This window comes from Nonomuraea sp. NPDC050478 (genome assembly GCF_044458265.1).
Lineage (GTDB): Bacteria > Actinomycetota > Actinomycetes > Streptosporangiales > Streptosporangiaceae > Nonomuraea > Nonomuraea ferruginea.
The window spans coordinates 607,136-622,778 of record NZ_JBITHT010000001.1 but is presented as its reverse complement, the minus strand read 5'-3'; the positions used below and the strand labels follow the sequence as shown (position 1 = coordinate 622,778).

The following is a 15,643-nucleotide window of genomic DNA, read 5'->3' as shown; positions in this document are numbered from 1 at the left end:
GGCTCTCAGGGGGCGGACCGCGCCGGTTCGGGGCCGCTCATAGCATGACGGCGTGGCGTTCCTGTTCGTGGTCCTGGGCGTGTTAGCCGGGGTCCACTTCTACCTGTGGCATCGGCTGGTCCGGGCGACGACGCGGCCGGGGGCGGCGCGCGGGCGGCTGACCTTCGCGGTGGCCGGGCTGTTCGTGCTCGTGGTGGTCACGTTCGTGGCGCAGCGGGTGCCGTGGCTGTCGTGGCTGGCCTGGCCGGGCTTCATGTGGGTCGCGGTCATGTTCTACCTGTTCTGGATCCTGCTGGCGCTGGAGGTGCCGCGGGCGGTGCTAGCGGCGGTGCTGCGCGAGAGGGAGCCCGTGCCCGCGGGCGGAGCCGTCCTGGTCGCCGACGCGCCCCCCGACCCGGGCAGGCGGCTGTTCATCGGGCGGGCGACCGCGCTGGCCGCCGGGGTGGGCGCGCTGGGCACGGTCGGGTACGGGGTGACGCGGGCGCTCGGCGACCCGGTGATCGAACGCGCCTCGGTCACTCTGCCGGGGCTCGACTCCCGGCTGAGCGGCCTGCGGTTCGCCGTGGTGAGCGACATCCACCTGGGCCCGCTCACGGGAAAGGCGCACACCGAACGCATCGTCCGCATGATCAACGGGCTCGAGGCCGACGTGGTGGCGATCGTCGGCGACATGGTCGACGGCACGGTCGAGGCACTCGGGCCGCTGGCCAGGCCGCTGCGCGACCTGGAGTCCCGGTACGGGTCCTACTTCGTGACGGGCAACCACGAGTACTACACGGCCAACGGGCCGGGCGAGTGGGTCGAGGAGCTGAGCGACCTGGGGGTGCGCTCGCTGCGCAACGAGCGGGTGGAGATCCGCCACCAGGGCGCCGTGCTGGACCTGGCCGGGGTGAACGACGTCACCGGCACGGCCGGGGGCGACGGCCCCGACTACGCGGCGGCCTTGGGCGGCCGTGACGAGAGCCGCCCGGTCGTGCTGCTCGCGCACCAGCCCGTGCAGGTGGCCGAGGCCGCGCGTCACGGCGTCGACCTGCAACTGTCCGGTCACACGCACGGCGGGCAGATGGTGCCGTTCAACCTGATCGTGCCGCTGCAGCAGCCGGTGGTGTCAGGGCTCGCGGCGGTGGACGGGGTCCAGGTGTACGTGACGCGCGGCGCCGGGTTCTGGGGCCCGCCGGTGCGGGTGGGGGCGCCGCCCGAGATCACACTGCTGGAGATTCGCTAACCGACTGCGTTCGGTCGGCTACATGCTGTAGTATCCCGGCGGATACTTCGGAGGTGGTCACTCATGTCTTCCCCCGGTGGAGGGCTGCCCGACGTCACTTTCTGGGCCGCTCGCGGCGCCCTGCTGCTGAAGCAGGCGCGCCACGAGGCCAGCATGCGCCAGCAGCAGCTGGCGGGGGTGTGCGGCACGTCACGCACCACGCTGTCGGCCTACGAGCACGCCCGCAAGTCGCCCACGCTGGAGACCGCGGGCCGCATCCTCGACGCGGCGGGGTTCCGGCTGGCGCTGGAGCCGAAGGTGGAGTTCACCGGCGGCGTCCCCAACAGGCTGCCGCGGCTGCCGGTCGGCCAGGCGCTCGGCCGGGTGCGGGTGCGCGAGCGGGCCTACGACCTGTCCGTGCGCGAGCAGCGCCGCCAGGCATACTCGGCGCTGCTGCGCGACGGCGACTCCGAGCAGCTGCTCACGTACGTCGACGAGCTGCTGCTGGTCGACCTGTGGGACGAGCTCGACCTGCCGGCGGGCGTGCGGTCGCGCTGGGCGCCGGTCATCGAGCGGGCCAGGGCGCGGATGTGAAACGACGGCGTGCCCCCGGCGATGTTGTTGGTGGGGCCCATTCGCCCGGTGTGCCATGCGCACCAGGCCATGGACGTACTACCCTCAGCGACGACCAGTCCGTTATTTCCGGACTCGTCGCTGTCATCCCACTCCCAGAACACCTGGATACGCTGACATCATGACCGCCATCGGCCGAAGCCGTCAGGCTCACGTGCTGGCCAACGCCCCCTTCCGCAGGTTGTGGGCGGCCATGTCGGTGTGCAGCCTGGGCGACTGGCTCAACCTCCTCGCGCTCACCGCGCTGGCGGGAAACCTCACCCAGGGCGACTTCCGCACGCAATCGCTCGCCATCGGCGGCGTGTTCGTCGCCAAGATGCTGCCCGCCGTGCTGCTCGGGCCGCTGGCGGGGGCCTTCGCCGACCGGTTCGACCGGCGGCTGACCATGGTGTTCTCCGACGTGGCCCGGTTCGCCGTGGTGCTGTCGATCCCGGTGGTCAACAGCTACCAGTGGGTGATCATCGCCACCGTCCTGGTGGAGTGCGTCAACCTCTTCTGGGTGCCGGCCAAGGACGCCACCGTTCCCAACCTGGTGCCCAAGCAGCAGCTCGAGTCGGCCAACCAGCTCAACCTGCTGGTCACGTACGGGAGCGCGCCGGTCGCGGCGGCCGTGTTCGCGATGCTGTCGGTGGTGGCCGACGTCGGCCGCAGCGTGGTGCCGCTCCTGGCCGGGCTCGACCCCACCGCCCTGCCGCTGATCGTGAACGCGGGCGCCTACCTCGTGTCGGCCGCCCTGATCTTCACGCTGCGCGACATCCCCAAGCGCGACGGGGCGATCTCCACGCCGTCGGTGCTCAGGCAGATCGTCGACGGGTGGCGGTTCGTCGGCGGCAACCGCCTGGTCCGCGGGCTGATCATCGGCATGCTCGGCGCGTTCGCGGCGGGCGGCGCGGTCATCGGCGTCGCCAAGCTCTACGTCGAGGACCTCGGCGGCGGCGACGCGGCCTACGGCGTGGTGTTCGGCGCGGTCTTCGTCGGCATGGCGCTGGGCATGTTCTTCGGGCTGCGGCTGCTCAGCGGCCTGTCACGGCGGCGGCTGTTCGGGCTGTCGCTGGTCGTGGCCGGGTTCGTGCTGGCCGCCATCGCGCTGGTCCACAACCTGGTGATCGTGGTCATCCTGACCGTGATGCTCGGGGCGTGCGCCGGCATCGCCTGGATCATCGGCTACACGCTCATCGGCCTGGAGGTCGAAGACGGCCTGCGCGGGCGCACGTTCTCGTTCCTGCAGTCCACGGCACGGGTGACGCTGCTGCTGGTGGTCTCCGTGGCCGGTCCGCTCGCGGCGCTGTTCGGCCGGCGCGGCGTGGACGTGGGCGCGCTGAGCTACGAGTTCAACGGCACCAACCTGGTGCTCCTGCTCGGCGGCGTGCTGGCGGTGGTCGTCGGCGTGCTCAGCCTGCGCCACATGGACGACAGGAAGGGCGTGCCGATCCTGACCGATCTGATCACGGCCGTGCGGGGGAAGAGCTTCCGCGGCGAGCCGGCCGAGCGGATGCCGGGGCTGTTCGTGGCCTTCGAGGGCGGCGAGGGGTCGGGCAAGACCACCCAGGCCAGGATGATCGCCATCTGGCTGCGCGACCAGGGCTACGACGTGGTGCAGACCCGCGAGCCCGGCGCCACCAAGGTCGGCATGCGGCTGCGCGCCATCCTGCTCGACGCCGCCGAGCGCGGCCTGTCGGGGCGGGCCGAGGCGCTGCTCTACGCGGCCGACCGGGCCGAGCACGTCGAGAAGGTCATCCGGCCGGCGCTCTACCGGGGCGCGATCGTGGTGTGCGACCGCTACGTCGACTCCTCGCTCGCCTACCAGGGCGCGGGCCGCTCCCTCGACCCCGACGACGTCTCCAAGGTCAACGCCTGGGCGACCGGCGGGCTCGTCCCGCACCTGACCGTGCTCATCGACACCCCGCCCCAGGTCGGCCTGACCAGGCTCGGCGGGGCGGCCGACCGGATCGAGTCGGAGCCGCTGGAGTTCCACGAGCGGGTGCGCAAGGAGTTCCGCGCGCTGGCCGCCGCCGCCCCCGACCGTTACCTGGTCGTCGACGGCACGCTGCCGCCGGAGCAGATCACCGCGGTCGTCCAGGACCGGGTACGCGAGATCCTGCCCGATCCGGTGCCGCGCGAGGCCGAAGACGTCACGGGCACGATGCCCGCCATCCGCGACTAGCCTTGTCGCGTGGGCGTCTTCGATGACCTGGTGGGGCAGGACCGGTCCGTCTCCGTGCTGTCGCGTGCCGCCGCGGCGGCGGCCGAGGTCGTGGCGGGCGGGCGCGGCGCGGGCATGACCCACGCCTGGCTGTTCACCGGCCCGCCGGGCTCGGGCCGCGAGGACGCGGCGCGGGCGTTCGCGGCGGCGCTGCTCTGCCCCGACGGCGGCTGCGGCCACTGCGACCAGTGCCACCAGGTGCTGATCGGCTCCCATCCCGACCTGGAGCAGGTCCGTCCCGCCGGGCTCTCCTACGGCGTCAAGCAGACCCGCGAGCTGATCCTGCGGGCGGCGGGCGCGCCGACGCAGGGCCGCTGGCGGGTGATCCTGTTCGAGGGCGCCGACCGGGCCACGGAGTCGGCGGCCAACGCCCTGCTCAAGGCCATCGAGGAGCCACCGCCGCGCACGGTGTGGCTGCTCTGCTCCCCGGCCCCCGACGACCTGATGATCACCATCCGGTCCCGCTGCCGGCTCGTCACCCTGACCACGCCGACCACCGAGGCGGTGGCGCACGTCCTGGCCACCCGCGACTCCGTGCCCCCCGACATCGCCCGCTTCGCCGCCCGCGCCGCCCAGGGGCACCTCCCGCGCGCCCGCGCGCTGGCGCTGGACGAGGGAGCCAGGGCCAGGCGCGAGGCCGTCCTGGCCATCCCGCGGTCGCTGACCGGCGTCGGCGAGTGCGTGACGGCCGCCGAACGCCTGGTCAAGACCGCCGAGGAGGAGGCCGCCGCGGCCACCGCCACGCTCAACGAGTCCGAGACGAGCGAGCTGCGCAAGGTCTACGGCGAGGGCTCCACGGGCAAGGGCCTCAACCGCGGCCTCGTACGCGGGGGAGCGGGCGCCCTGAAGGAGCTGGAGGACCGGCAGAAGTCCCGCGCCACCCGCATCAAGCGCGACTCGCTCGACGCGGCGCTGCTGGAGCTGGTGTGGTTCTACCGCGACGTGCTGGCCATGCAGCTCGGCGCCACGGTCGAGCTGGCCAACGACGACCTCCGCTTCGACCTCGACCAGCTCGCCCGTACGACCACGCCGGAGGAGACGCTGCGCCGCGTCGACGCGGTCATGCGCTGCCGCGAGCGCCTCGACCTCAACGTCAGCCCGCAGATCGCCGTCGAGTCGATGATGCTGGCACTTCGCGTGTGAAGGCGTGTCGATTCCCCGTTCTCTCGTTCGACGCGTCGGTGAGTCGAATGAGAGGACGAGATCATGCGAAAGATCATCGAGCAGGGTGTCGTGACGCTGGACGGGGTCATCAGCACCCCGCAGGAGTGGGTCGTGCCCAACTGGTCCGGCGAATACGAGGCCATCTCACGGGACCTGCTGTTCTCCGTGGACGCCCTGCTGTACGGGCGCGTCTCGTACGAGGCGCACGCGCAGGTGTGGCCGGGCATGGAGGAGGGGTACGGCGAGTACGCCGTCAGGATGAACAGCCTGCCCAAGCACGTCGCCTCACGGACGCTCCGCGAGACCGCCTGGAACGCCACGCTGATCGACGGTGACGTGGCCGAGGGGGTCGCCAAGCTCAAGGAGCAGCCCGGCGGGACCATCCTGAAGGTCGGCACGGGCGGCGAGCTGAGCCGCACCCTGCTGGAGCACCGGCTGGTCGACGAGTACCTGTTCTGGCTGTTCCCGACGATCGCCGGCGGCGGCGAGCGGCTCTACGACGGCATCCCCGCGACCCACTTGAAGCTGGTGGACGTCAAGCGGATCGACTCCGGCATCCTGGGGCTCACGTACGTCCCCAAGTGAGGCAGCAGATGCGGGGGTGAAGCGTCTCTGTGATGTGGAAGTCGAACTCGTCACCCAAGGAGAGGCGCTGACGCGCGAGCGGGTCGATGTGGCGGCGATCTTCGCCGAGCACCAGGTCGGCCTCGTCCGCCTCGCGTTGATCATGGTGGGGGATCAGGCGACGGCGGAGGACGTCGTCCAGGATGCCTTCGCCCGCACCCACGCCGGCCGCGCCCGGTTGCGCGATCCCGGCAGGGCGCTGGGCTACGTGCGCTCGGCCGTGCTCAACGGCTGCCGGTCGGTGCTGCGCCGCCGGGCGACCGTGTTCAGGCGGGCGGTCCCGTACGAACCGCCCGTCTGGTCGGCGGAGAGCGCTGTCATGCTCTCGGAAGATCGGCGTGCGGTGCTGGCGGCCCTGCAGGGGCTGCCGCGAAGGCAGCGGGAGGCGCTCACCCTGCGCTACTACCTGGATCTCACCGACCAGGAGATCGCCGAATCCATGCGGATCGGCGCGAGCACCGCCAGGTCGACGATCGCGCGAGGGCTGGCCGCCCTCGGCCGGGCTCTTGGGGAGGACTCATGAACAGCTCTGTGGAAGACCGTCTGCGCGGCGCGCTCGCGGAGGCCGGGGAGACGGTCCAGGTCGAGACGATCGCGCCGTTGCGCGGCGGCCGCCGGAGCCAGGTGCGCCCGCGCTGGATCGCCACGGGGATCGCGGTGGCGGTCGGGGTGATGCTCGCCGTGATCATGGCCCCGCTTCTGCCAGACGGCGACGGGCCCTCGGTGGCGGTGGCACCGCCCCGGGACCAGGCCGACCTGGCCGTCTACCTGTGCAGGATCGCGGCGGACCCTCAGTGTGATGCCGACGAACGGGTTGTCGAGAACGCGCTGCGCGGCATCCCGGGAGTGGACGAGGTCCACTTCGAGGACCGGCGCAGCGCCTACGAGGCTATGCGCGCCTTCTACTCGGACGACCCTTCCCTGGTCGAGGGCATCACCCCGGACGACCTTCCCCAGGCGTTCCGGCTGGTGACGCGGCCCGGAGCCGACATCGAGAGCATCTCCCGCCAGGTTGGGCAGGTGCCGGGTGTCGCCGAGGTGGTGGCCCTGGGCGAGCTCAAGGCGGCTCTGTCCGATGCCGACATGGAGCTGTCGGTCTTCCTGTGCACGTCCGAGAGGGAGCGTTGCGGCGGGAAGACCGCGAGCGGCGCGCAGAAGGCCGCGGTGTCGCGGGCGCTCGCGGCCCTGCCGGAAGTCCAGTCGGTCACCTTCGAGGACCAGGAGGCCGCGTTCGAGAACTTCCGTGAGTCGTTCGCGCACAACGAAGCGCTGGTTTCGGCGACTCGGATGAGCGACATGCCTGAGAGCTACCGGGCCGTCCTCCGGCCCGGCACGGAGTTCCGTACCAGGAGGAAACTCGCCGCCGAGCTTGGGCGCATGCCGGGTGTCTCGCAGGTCATCGACCAGAAGTGTCTCCTCGCCGAGCATGCCCTGCACGCCCGCTTCGGCATCCGCGCCGACGCGATCGAAGCCTGCGAATAGCGCCCTGCGCCCCTCACGCTCACGCGATCGCACACGTAATGTGTCAACGAAGGCCGTAAGAACCCCCGAGGCCGTCAGGAGGCGAGCACGAGCCCATGGGAATGATCATGGCCGTGAGCTTCACCCGCTACGGACGGCTCTACTACCTGGATCCCGGCGGGCACAGCCCGAAAGTGGGCGACAAGGTCCTGGTCCCGACCGACGCCGGGCCCGAGGTGGCGGAGTGCGTGTGGGCGCCGCAGTACACGAGCGAGGAGATCACCGGGCTGCCGGTGTGTGAGGGCATAGCGGGCGAGGAACACCTGACCCGCGACGAGACGAACAAGCGCCGCCGGGCCGAGGCCCGCAGCGTCTCCAAACGACTGATCAAACGCCACAGCCTGCCGATGAAGGTGGTGGGCGTCGACTTCCTGGACAAGGAGAACGTCTACACGGTCTATTTCTCCGCCCCGCACCGGGTCGACTTCCGCGCTCTCGTACGGGATCTGGCCCGCAACCTGCGGGCCAGGGTGGAGCTCCGCCAGATCGGCCCCCGCGACGAGGCCCGGCTCCAGGGCGGGATCGGGCCGTGCGGGCGGGACCTGTGCTGTGCGACCTTCTTGAAGGACTTCGAGCCGGTGTCGGTTCGCATGGCCAAGGACCAGGATCTTCCGGTCAATCCGCTGCGGATCGCCGGGGCCTGCGGGCGGCTGATGTGCTGCCTGAAGTACGAGCATCCGCTGTACGTCGAGACCCGGTACAGGATGCCTCGCTCCGGCAGCCGCGTGACCACGCCGCAGGGCGACGGAACCGTGATCGGGCACAACGTTCCGGCCGACACGGTCACGGTCCGTCTGGACGACGGGGGGCGGCGCTGCGCGTGCCCGTCGGCGTCCGTCTGCTCGCCGCGGCAGCAGCACGACAAGATGTACGGCGCAGGGGAGGATCTTACGGAGTGAGAGCGGCGTCACCGTTCGATTACTGATTGTCACCCTCGGGTAGGCATGGCCTGTCGGGGGGTGAACGGTGAATTTCACGATGAGCGTGATCTTCCGCGCCATACCACTGGTCATGGGCGTCATCTGCGCCGCGTACGGCCTGTACATCTACGCGGGAGGCCCGGACTCCAACCATTTCGTGGCCGGTCACGTGGTCGTGGCCCTGGCCGCCATCTGCTACGCGCTCTTCACCACCGCGGCCACGATCATCCGCCAGCTGATCGACCGCTACAACAAGATCTGGCGCGTCGTCCTGCCCGTCAGCGGCTACGCGGTCGCCCTCTTCACGATCATCTACGGGATCGTCCTCATCACCCGAGGCGGGGAACCCCAGAACCTGGTGGCCGGCCACGTGGTCGCCGGCGTCGGCCTGATCAGCGTCTGCGTCAGCACCGTGGCCACCGCCTCGACCAGCTTCTCCCTCATCTCGGTCAACGACGCCCGGAAGCGGGAGGACGAGGCGCCCATGGAAGCCTATTCGGCGACCACGGGGAAGATCCTCATCGCGTTCCCTCTCGTCTGCGCCCTCATCGGGTTCATCTGGGCCTTCATCCTCATGGCCCAGCCCGACGCCGCCCACTACACGGCAGGCCACGTCGTCTTCGGCCTCGCCGCCATCTGCGCCAGCCTGATCGCCCTGGTCGCCAGCATCGTCCGCCAGGTGCGCAACGCCTTCGACGAGCCCGAACGCTTCCGCTGGAGCTGGCTGGTCATCGCCATGGGCACCATCAACATCCTCTTCGGCATCTACGTCCTCGCCGCCTCCGACGAGCCCTACCGCATCGCGCCCGGCTGCGTCCTCATCGGGCTGGGCCTGATCTGCTACAGCATCCTGTCCAAGGCCCTGCTCCTGGCCCTGGTCTGGCGCCGGTCCTTCCCGCTCGCCAACCGCATCCCCATGATCCCGGTGGCCACGGCACTGGCCTGCCTGTTCTTCGCGGCCTTCCTCTTCGAGGCGGAGGTCTCCGACGCTTCCTTCTTCGTGCCGGCCCGGGTGCTGGTGGGGCTGGGGGCCGTGTGCTTCACGCTCTTCTCCATCGTCTCGATCCTGGAGGCTGGTACGTCGGGGTAGGGGTGGATTGTCGGGAGCGAAGTACCCCGTGGCTCCTGTAGACTCTTGGCAGCCGTTCGCGGCATGCCGCCTTAGCTCAGTCGGCCAGAGCACTTCACTCGTAATGAAGGGGTCTCGGGTTCGAATCCCGAAGGCGGCTCCAGGCAAAGGCCCTCCCGGATGATCTGGGGAGGGCCTTTTGCGTGGGCGTACAGCAGCGCCTTACCGGCGTTCGATCATCGGGCCTGACCGGTCAGGATCTGTGTCCACAGGTCTTGGGCGGCGCGGGCTGACAGCCAGGGACTTTCGACGGCCGGATGTGCCGTGGTGAAACGCCTGACGACCCAGAGCCCGCCTGCCGTGCACAGCTCGAAGTGCGGTGACACGCATGAGCAGGTGTGCGCCCGGACTCGTACCCGGTTCACGCGGGAACGGTTCGGCGCCCACTCGATCGGCCTCGCCCAGGGCAGCGGCGTGGCCGCATGCTGGTTGCCGCACGGCTCTGGATCAGACGTTGGCGCGGCCACAGTTCCACCCCCTGAGTTGCTGCTCGTGCAGGAGCGCCCCGAAGGTCTCGGCGTCGTCGGCGCTCACGGTCTGCTGAAGGCCCGCGTCGAGCTCGGAGTCGTTGAGTTGGACGCCGCGTCGCGTCGCGTAGAAGGCGCCGGCATCGCTCCTGAAGAAGGACCAGCCGGGGAACGAAGCGCGGAGGGCGCTGAGGTCGTAGTCCAGCGTTTGTTTCGGATTCACTGGCTAGGGCGGCTTCCTCGTTCTACCTAGGGGCACGTCTGGGTGCCCCTCAGGACCAGATGGGACTGCGGGACGGTTTGTGGCATAGCGGATGAGGTGGTTCCTAGTCGTCTACTCGACTAGAGGAGTTGTCGTCTCTTGTTTCCCAAACTCATCTAGAGGAGTCAAGGGCTAGTGCGCTGGAAGTTGGTAAGAAAGCACGTAGGCGTCGCTCGACATCACCGTGTCGCAGACCTCCACGGCCCTGCCGTCCTCGGCGTACGCGGTGCGAACGAGGTGGAGGACGGGCGTGCCGGGTGCCAGCCTGAGTGCCTTGACCTCTGCGCGCATGGGCATTCGGGATCTGACCTCCTCGTCGAAGTGGTCGAGCCGGTGTCCCATCTCCTCCAGCCGCGCATAGATGCCGCCGGGTCCCGTGTTCGGGTCGGCGATCCGTGTCCCGCGGGCGATCGAGGCGGGAAGGTAGGAGACTGCGGTCTCCACTGGGTGGCCGTTGATCAGGTAACGACGTGAGCGGACGAGCACCTTGTCTCGCTTGCCAAGACCCAGTCGCTCAGCCACATGGGCCGGCGGTTCCGCCTCGCTGATCTGGAGGGAATCGACTGACGGCTCGCCTCCGAGACCCTCTGTCTCCGCGATGAACGCGGCCTTGCCCTCCTCGCGGTGTCGCCGAGCGAACCGGTCGGCCGCGAGGCGACGCACCGGGGGTCGCGAACGGACGAACACGCCGCGCCCGTGCTCCGCTACGGTCAGCCCTTCCGCTTGGAGGACTTGGAGCGCGTTTCTGATTGTCATGCGTGCAACGCCGTAGTGCGCCATCAGCTTGGCCTCGGAGGGCACCTTCGCTCCGGGTTCCAGCGTGCCGCGTTCGATGGCATCGCGGAGGTGGTCGGCGATCTGCTTGAACACGGGGCGGTCCGTGACGGGGTCCAGGCCAGGCAAGGCCAGGGTCATGGCGGCGCCAACTCCTCCACTCGTACATACATGTACTAGCTTGGGAGTCTAGCCACCTTCAGGCATGAGGATTTCGATGGATCACGACTCGCGCCACTCGGTCAGCGTCGCAGGCGTCATTGTGGACGACCAGCGGCGGGCGCTGCTCGTCCAGCGGCGGGACAACGGTCGTTGGGAAGCACCTGGCGGCGTCCTTGAGCTGGAGGAGGACGTGGTCAGCGGGCTCAAGCGGGAGCTCCGGGAGGAGACGGGCCTCGAAGTCGAGCCGGAGTTGCTGACTGGCGTCTACAAGAACATGACACTCGGGATCGTCGCACTCGTGTTCCGGTGTCGTCCGGCGGGCGGAACTCTCACGGAAACTGACGAGACACGAGCTTTTCGGTGGGTTACGGCACAGGAGGTCCAGGGTCTCTCCGCCGAAGCCTTTGCTGTCCGAGTCCTGGATGCGATGCAGAGCGACGGAAGAGCGGCCGTCCGGCAGCATGACGGCGTACGAGTCATCGGGTCCGCCCTGTAGGTCTCCCTGCTGTCCCTGCAAGACCGTCAGGGTTGGGATGGGAGGAGGGCTCGCAGGGCGACGGTGACGGAGGCCTGGAGGTCTTCACGGCTGGTGCCGGACGCGGCGTGGACGGCGAATCCCTCGCTGAGCGCCATCACGAATCGTGCCAGTGCCCGGTGGTCCACGCCGGGCGGGAGGTCTCCTTCTGCTGCCGCGCGAGACAGCCGTTCTGCGACGGCGGCTTCGTTGGCGGCGCGGCCGGCGGCCAGGACTTCGGAGATGCGGGCGTTCTCGGGCGAGCAGGCCAGACCTCCCTGGATGGAGAGGCAGCCCAGGGGGTGGTCGTCGGCGGTGAGGCCGTCGGCGCTGGAGCGCAGGAACGCCTCGATGGCGGCGTAGGCGGTGGGTTGGTCGAGTGCGGCGCGGACCTGGGCCAGCTGGGTCTCGCGGTAGCGCGCGAAGGCGCGCTCGAACAGTTGCTCCTTGCTGCCGAACGTGGCGTACAGGCTCGGTCGGTTGATGCCCATCGCGCTGGTGAGGGTGGTCATGGACGCACCCTCGTAGCCGTGTCGCCAGAAGACCTCGGCGGCCCGGTCGAGGACCGCCTCCTCGTCGAACGCCCGCGGTCGTCCAATGGTCGGCGTCTCGGTGCTCATGAGCCCATCGTACCGATCGGTAGAGATGACGACCCGGCCGCGAACCGATCGGTACAAAACGTGCTAGGGTTGCTGCTTAACCGAGCGGTACAAAACATCCGCTCCGGCCGAACAGCCGATCCCGGGTCAGCCGGCCGGCACTTACAGAATGGGAAAAGATCATGAGCTCCGATGCGACGCGTTCGGGTATGTCGACCGAGGAACTGCGGGACTTCTACCTGCGGTACGTCGATCTGGCGAACAAGCGCGAGTTCCACCGCATGGCCGATTTCGCTCATGACGAGGTGATCATGGGCGGCACCCCGGTCAAGAGGGACGACATGGTGGCCGAGTTCTACAAGCACGTTGAAGCGGTGCCGGACTTCCATTGGGAGATCCAGGAGCTCGTCGTCGACGGTGACCGGGTGGCCGCCCGCCTGGTCGACACGGGAACGCCGGTCAAGGAGTGGAACGGTCTGGCCCCCACCGGGGCGTCGGTGTCGTTCGCCGAGACCGCCTTCTACCGGGTCGAGGACGGCCGGTTCAAGTCCATGTGGTACCTGATGGACGCCGACACGGTGCGGCGGCAGCTCGCCGGCGGACCGGCCGACTGAGCAGTGCATCGCGATGACCGCCGCTGACCTTTCCTCATCGAGGTCGGCAGCGGTTCCGCAGTCCGTGGAACGCGGGACGCGGCCTGCGATGCCAGTTCACCTACCTGGCAGGTAATCGCGCCGCTTACGAGGAGCTGTCAGGATCGGCAGCGCACCGAACACGACTTCATCGGGAGGACACCGTGCCGGCTTACGTCATCGCCCACCTGCAGGAGGCGGCTCCGCACCCGGAGATCGCCGAGTACATCGAGCGGCTCCCCGGGACCTTCGAGCCGTACGGCGGTCGCTACCTCGTCCACGTCACCCAGCACGAGGTGAAGGAAGGCAGCTGGCCCGGACATGTCGTGATGATCGGGTTCCCGGGGATCGCCGAGGCGCGGGCGTGGTGGGATTCGCCCGCGTACCGGGAGATCGCGCCGCTGCGCTCGCGGCACATCGAGGGCGACATCATCATGGTCGACGGCGTGCCCGAGAACTACAACCCGACGGCGGCCGTCACCGCCATCCGGGAGGCGGCGGGTCTGCCCGCGTAGGTCAGCGCCTGGGACAACGACGCCGTGTCTCAGTCCTCGTCGCGATCGACGTGGTAGGCGCGCAGCTTACGGCGCGCCTGGTGGCGGCTGCGGCGGCGCTCCTCGCGACGGAAGTGGTGCCACTCCCGGTGCCCACCTCTGGTTTCGTGAACGAGCACGTGGAAGCCGGGGGCGCCCCAGTAACAGCCGCCTCGGCGCCAGTTCGCGCTGTCGGCGGTGATCTCGTCCGGCAGCGTGCACGGGCCGAAACGGTGGTCATGCACGGGCACACAGGTGGTCAGCGGCGCGTCGGCCATCCGCACCCACCAGGGCCGGGTCTTGTCGGTCCTGCTCATACGGTCACCTTTCGGCTCCGTGACGCCCCTGACTGGGGCCGTCGCTAGACCGGGTGCACCGTGATCACCTCCGACTTCGCACACGACACAAGAGACCGAAAACCTGATCTCCACACTACTGCGGACCGCGGCCGGGGGCGCTGTCTCTTGTTGTCCGCTCATTCATCGTTCATCGTCGATTGACGATTAATGAGCGTACGGGCCGCGTCTGATGGACACGGACGACGTCATCGCGAAGTGCGGCGAGCCGGCCAAGGCGGCCAGGGCCGGGGAGCAGGTGATCGACTGCGGGTCGGCGGAGTTCGCGGCGGGATGCTTCGGCACGGGCCACCAAAGCGGAGTGACGGATCGCCTGGGACGCCTTCGGCGCTCGGTCATCGGCGTACCCGATACCGCAGGTGGAGCACCCGGTTGCCCTGGATCACCACGTCCGGGTCCTCCAGCAGGTGCTGTGCGTCGACCGACCCGAAGTAGCGCTTGCCGGACCCGAACACGACGGGTACGACGTCCATGCGCACCTCGTCGATCAGGCCCGCGGCGAGCATCTGGCCACCGACATCGCCGGCGGCGACCTCGACCACGCGGTCACCCGCGAGCTCCCGCGCCTTGGCCACGGCTGCCTCCACGCCGTCGACGAAGTGGAACGGCGCCTCGGGGTCCCAGCCCTCGGGCTCCGGCCGGTGCGTCACGACGACCACGTGGTCGACCCCGCTCGGAGGCTTCCCGTCCCAGCCGTCCGTCAGGTCGAAGACGTGGCGGCCGGCGATCGTGACTCCGATCTGGTCCCAGTACGGCCGGGTGTAGTCGTAGGACGTCCGCGACACCTTCAGCTCGCCGCTCTCGTCCAGCGGGACGTCACCGCTGGTCAGCCATTCGAACAGCGGTCCGGGCTGGTCATTCTCGTCCGCGACGAAACCGTCCACCGACACCGAGCCGTACATGACCACCTTGCCCACGGGGCTCTCCTCTGCTTCGGGGTGCCCCAAATTAGCGTGTCGTGAGCTGCCGCTCTTGTAAGAAATCAATCGGCCGGCAGCGGCCAGCCGTCAAGCGCGTGGCCGGGATGTTCGCGCAGGAACCGCCGCCGGACCTCGACGTACCGGGTCGGCGTGAGCCCGGTGAACGCCCGGAACTCGTGGCCGAAGTGGGCCTGGTCGAAGTAGCCCGCGCCACCGGCGAGGTCGCCCCAGTCGATCGGTCCGGCGGGGTTGATCGCGAACACGGTGGCGGTGAAGCGGTAGGCGCGGGCCAGCCGCTTCGGCGTGACGCCGATGAGCTCCTTGAACCGCTGTGCCAGATGAGTGCTGCTGACACCGGCCGCCACGCTCAGGCCGCCGATCGCCACCGCCCCGCTGGCCGCCGCGATGACGCTGCTTGTATGGCGGACCAGCCCCAGGCCGGTGGTCTCGCACAGCCGTCGCATCAGCTCCTCCTCGAGCAGCGTCAGCATCTCGTGCGGTCCGTCCGCCGTGGCCAGCCGGTCTCGCAGCTCAGCGACGGCGGGCTGGCCCCACACCTGCTCCACCGTCACCGGCCGATCACACAACTCGGCCGCGGGCATCGGCAGGAACGGCGCCAGCCCCCACGGCTTGACGTGCACGCCGACGGACCGGGTCCGGAGTGGGTAGCCGAACTCCCACGCGCGGGTGGGCATGGTGACCACGCAGCCGTCGGCGTACTCGGCCGTCTCGGTGCCGGTGCCGGCGCGGATGCGGAACGGCGCCCCGAGGTTGACGATGAGCAACGCCGACGGCGCCGGCGGCAGCGTCAGCCGGGGGTACGGCGGCTCGCCCTCCAGGTAGTAGAGGTCGTCGATCAGCCCGTCCAGCGGCGGTCGCGGGACTCTGGACACGTACTCCACGCGTCACAGCATCGCCGATGCGCGGGCGGGCCACCAGATCGGCTCACTGGCGCCGGCCTACTCCGATCGGGCCGTACGCGCAGATCGGATCGTTGTGATCGTCTGCTCGAAGGGGACCTCTTTC

At 69.6% G+C, this 15,643-nt stretch carries 19 protein-coding genes and 1 tRNA gene; 13 read left to right on the top strand and 7 right to left on the bottom strand.

The genetic code is table 11. The annotated features are described in order from the left end of the window. Positions 1-52: 52 nt before the first annotated feature. The 10 genes from ACIBF7_RS02970 (at position 53) to ACIBF7_RS02925 (ending at position 9,501) form a co-directional block, all read left to right on the top strand. Positions 53-1,225, top strand: a complete 1,173-nt coding sequence (locus ACIBF7_RS02970; protein ID WP_397196231.1) for a metallophosphoesterase — start codon at positions 53-55, stop codon at positions 1,223-1,225. Positions 1,226-1,288: 63 nt separating this feature from the next. Further along, positions 1,289-1,798 (top strand): helix-turn-helix domain-containing protein, encoded by a 510-nt coding sequence (locus tag ACIBF7_RS02965; protein WP_148035683.1) that lies wholly within the window; start codon positions 1,289-1,291, stop codon positions 1,796-1,798. Positions 1,799-1,958: 160 nt separating this feature from the next. Continuing rightward, positions 1,959-4,001 (top strand): dTMP kinase, encoded by a 2,043-nt coding sequence (gene tmk, locus ACIBF7_RS02960; protein WP_148035682.1) that lies wholly within the window; start codon positions 1,959-1,961, stop codon positions 3,999-4,001. A gap of 9 nt (positions 4,002-4,010) precedes the next feature. After that, complete coding sequence (locus ACIBF7_RS02955; RefSeq protein ID WP_397196230.1) at positions 4,011-5,183, top strand: DNA polymerase III subunit delta'; 1,173 nt, start codon at positions 4,011-4,013, stop codon at positions 5,181-5,183. Positions 5,184-5,246: 63 nt separating this feature from the next. Next, on the top strand, positions 5,247-5,789 hold the full coding sequence (locus ACIBF7_RS02950) for a dihydrofolate reductase family protein (protein WP_148035680.1): 543 nt from the start codon (positions 5,247-5,249) through the stop codon (positions 5,787-5,789). Between the two features lie 34 nt (positions 5,790-5,823). Further along, positions 5,824-6,351, top strand: coding sequence for a sigma-70 family RNA polymerase sigma factor (locus tag ACIBF7_RS02945; protein WP_261808962.1), 528 nt, complete (start codon positions 5,824-5,826; stop codon positions 6,349-6,351). Further along, positions 6,348-7,310: a permease-like cell division protein FtsX gene (locus ACIBF7_RS02940; protein WP_364229006.1), complete on the top strand. Its 963-nt coding sequence runs from the start codon at positions 6,348-6,350 to the stop codon at positions 7,308-7,310. Before ACIBF7_RS02945 ends, ACIBF7_RS02940 begins: the two co-directional genes overlap by 4 nt. Positions 7,311-7,417: 107 nt before the next feature. Beyond that, positions 7,418-8,248 (top strand): stage 0 sporulation family protein, encoded by an 831-nt coding sequence (locus tag ACIBF7_RS02935; protein ID WP_397196705.1) that lies wholly within the window; start codon positions 7,418-7,420, stop codon positions 8,246-8,248. Between the two features lie 79 nt (positions 8,249-8,327). After that, a complete protein-coding gene (locus tag ACIBF7_RS02930; RefSeq protein ID WP_271275252.1) occupies positions 8,328-9,359 on the top strand; it encodes a DUF2776 family protein in 1,032 nt (343 codons plus the stop codon). A 65-nt stretch (positions 9,360-9,424) separates the two neighbouring features. Continuing rightward, positions 9,425-9,501, top strand: a tRNA-Thr gene (locus ACIBF7_RS02925). A 344-nt stretch (positions 9,502-9,845) separates the two neighbouring features. On the opposite strand, the gene ACIBF7_RS02920 is transcribed toward ACIBF7_RS02925, so the two are convergent. Both ACIBF7_RS02920 and ACIBF7_RS02915 read right to left on the bottom strand, forming a co-directional pair. Beyond that, entirely contained in the window at positions 9,846-10,088 is a 243-nt protein-coding gene (locus ACIBF7_RS02920; protein ID WP_397196229.1) for a hypothetical protein, read from the bottom strand. A gap of 171 nt (positions 10,089-10,259) precedes the next feature. Next, complete coding sequence (locus tag ACIBF7_RS02915) at positions 10,260-10,997, bottom strand: GntR family transcriptional regulator (RefSeq protein ID WP_397196228.1); 738 nt, start codon at positions 10,995-10,997, stop codon at positions 10,260-10,262. Between the two features lie 109 nt (positions 10,998-11,106). Here ACIBF7_RS02915 and ACIBF7_RS02910 point away from each other — a divergent pair, with 109 nt between their 5' ends. After that, positions 11,107-11,559 (top strand): NUDIX domain-containing protein, encoded by a 453-nt coding sequence (locus ACIBF7_RS02910; RefSeq protein WP_397196227.1) that lies wholly within the window; start codon positions 11,107-11,109, stop codon positions 11,557-11,559. 26 nt (positions 11,560-11,585) lie between these two features. Here the strand turns inward: ACIBF7_RS02910 and ACIBF7_RS02905 are convergent, their stop codons facing one another. Beyond that, entirely contained in the window at positions 11,586-12,197 is a 612-nt protein-coding gene (locus ACIBF7_RS02905) for a TetR/AcrR family transcriptional regulator (RefSeq protein WP_397196226.1), read from the bottom strand. 161 nt (positions 12,198-12,358) lie between these two features. Between ACIBF7_RS02905 and ACIBF7_RS02900 the strand changes: the two genes are divergently transcribed. Together ACIBF7_RS02900 and ACIBF7_RS02895 are read left to right on the top strand one after the other, a co-directional pair. Continuing rightward, a complete protein-coding gene (locus ACIBF7_RS02900; protein WP_271275272.1) occupies positions 12,359-12,790 on the top strand; it encodes an ester cyclase in 432 nt (143 codons plus the stop codon). Positions 12,791-12,972: 182 nt separating this feature from the next. Then, complete coding sequence (locus ACIBF7_RS02895; RefSeq protein WP_219545028.1) at positions 12,973-13,323, top strand: DUF1330 domain-containing protein; 351 nt, start codon at positions 12,973-12,975, stop codon at positions 13,321-13,323. 29 nt (positions 13,324-13,352) lie between these two features. On the opposite strand, the gene ACIBF7_RS02890 is transcribed toward ACIBF7_RS02895, so the two are convergent. From ACIBF7_RS02890 to ACIBF7_RS02875, 4 genes are all read right to left on the bottom strand, one after another. After that, on the bottom strand, positions 13,353-13,658 hold the full coding sequence (locus tag ACIBF7_RS02890; protein WP_271275273.1) for a hypothetical protein: 306 nt from the start codon (positions 13,656-13,658) through the stop codon (positions 13,353-13,355). A 186-nt stretch (positions 13,659-13,844) separates the two neighbouring features. Beyond that, a complete protein-coding gene (locus ACIBF7_RS02885; RefSeq protein ID WP_271275274.1) occupies positions 13,845-13,982 on the bottom strand; it encodes a hypothetical protein in 138 nt (45 codons plus the stop codon). Between the two features lie 50 nt (positions 13,983-14,032). Then, positions 14,033-14,614 (bottom strand): dihydrofolate reductase family protein, encoded by a 582-nt coding sequence (locus ACIBF7_RS02880; RefSeq protein ID WP_397196225.1) that lies wholly within the window; start codon positions 14,612-14,614, stop codon positions 14,033-14,035. A gap of 65 nt (positions 14,615-14,679) precedes the next feature. Beyond that, positions 14,680-15,519 carry a helix-turn-helix domain-containing protein gene (locus ACIBF7_RS02875; protein ID WP_271275276.1) on the bottom strand — a complete coding sequence of 280 codons (840 nt, stop codon included), beginning with the start codon at positions 15,517-15,519 and terminating at the stop codon, positions 14,680-14,682. Positions 15,520-15,643 lie beyond the last annotated feature (124 nt).

Coding starts and splice junctions, on each gene's coding strand:
- ACIBF7_RS02890 (WP_271275273.1), bottom strand. CDS start 13,658: ATGAGCAGGACCGACAAGACCCGGCCCTGGTGGGTGCGGATGGCCGAC.
- ACIBF7_RS02900 (WP_271275272.1), top strand. CDS start 12,359: ATGAGCTCCGATGCGACGCGTTCGGGTATGTCGACCGAGGAACTGCGG.
- ACIBF7_RS02965 (WP_148035683.1), top strand. CDS start 1,289: ATGTCTTCCCCCGGTGGAGGGCTGCCCGACGTCACTTTCTGGGCCGCT.
- ACIBF7_RS02935 (WP_397196705.1), top strand. CDS start 7,418: ATGGCCGTGAGCTTCACCCGCTACGGACGGCTCTACTACCTGGATCCC.
- tmk (WP_148035682.1), top strand. CDS start 1,959: ATGACCGCCATCGGCCGAAGCCGTCAGGCTCACGTGCTGGCCAACGCC.
- ACIBF7_RS02950 (WP_148035680.1), top strand. CDS start 5,247: ATGCGAAAGATCATCGAGCAGGGTGTCGTGACGCTGGACGGGGTCATC.
- ACIBF7_RS02910 (WP_397196227.1), top strand. CDS start 11,107: ATGAGGATTTCGATGGATCACGACTCGCGCCACTCGGTCAGCGTCGCA.
- ACIBF7_RS02940 (WP_364229006.1), top strand. CDS start 6,348: ATGAACAGCTCTGTGGAAGACCGTCTGCGCGGCGCGCTCGCGGAGGCC.
- ACIBF7_RS02930 (WP_271275252.1), top strand. CDS start 8,328: ATGAGCGTGATCTTCCGCGCCATACCACTGGTCATGGGCGTCATCTGC.
- ACIBF7_RS02905 (WP_397196226.1), bottom strand. CDS start 12,197: ATGAGCACCGAGACGCCGACCATTGGACGACCGCGGGCGTTCGACGAG.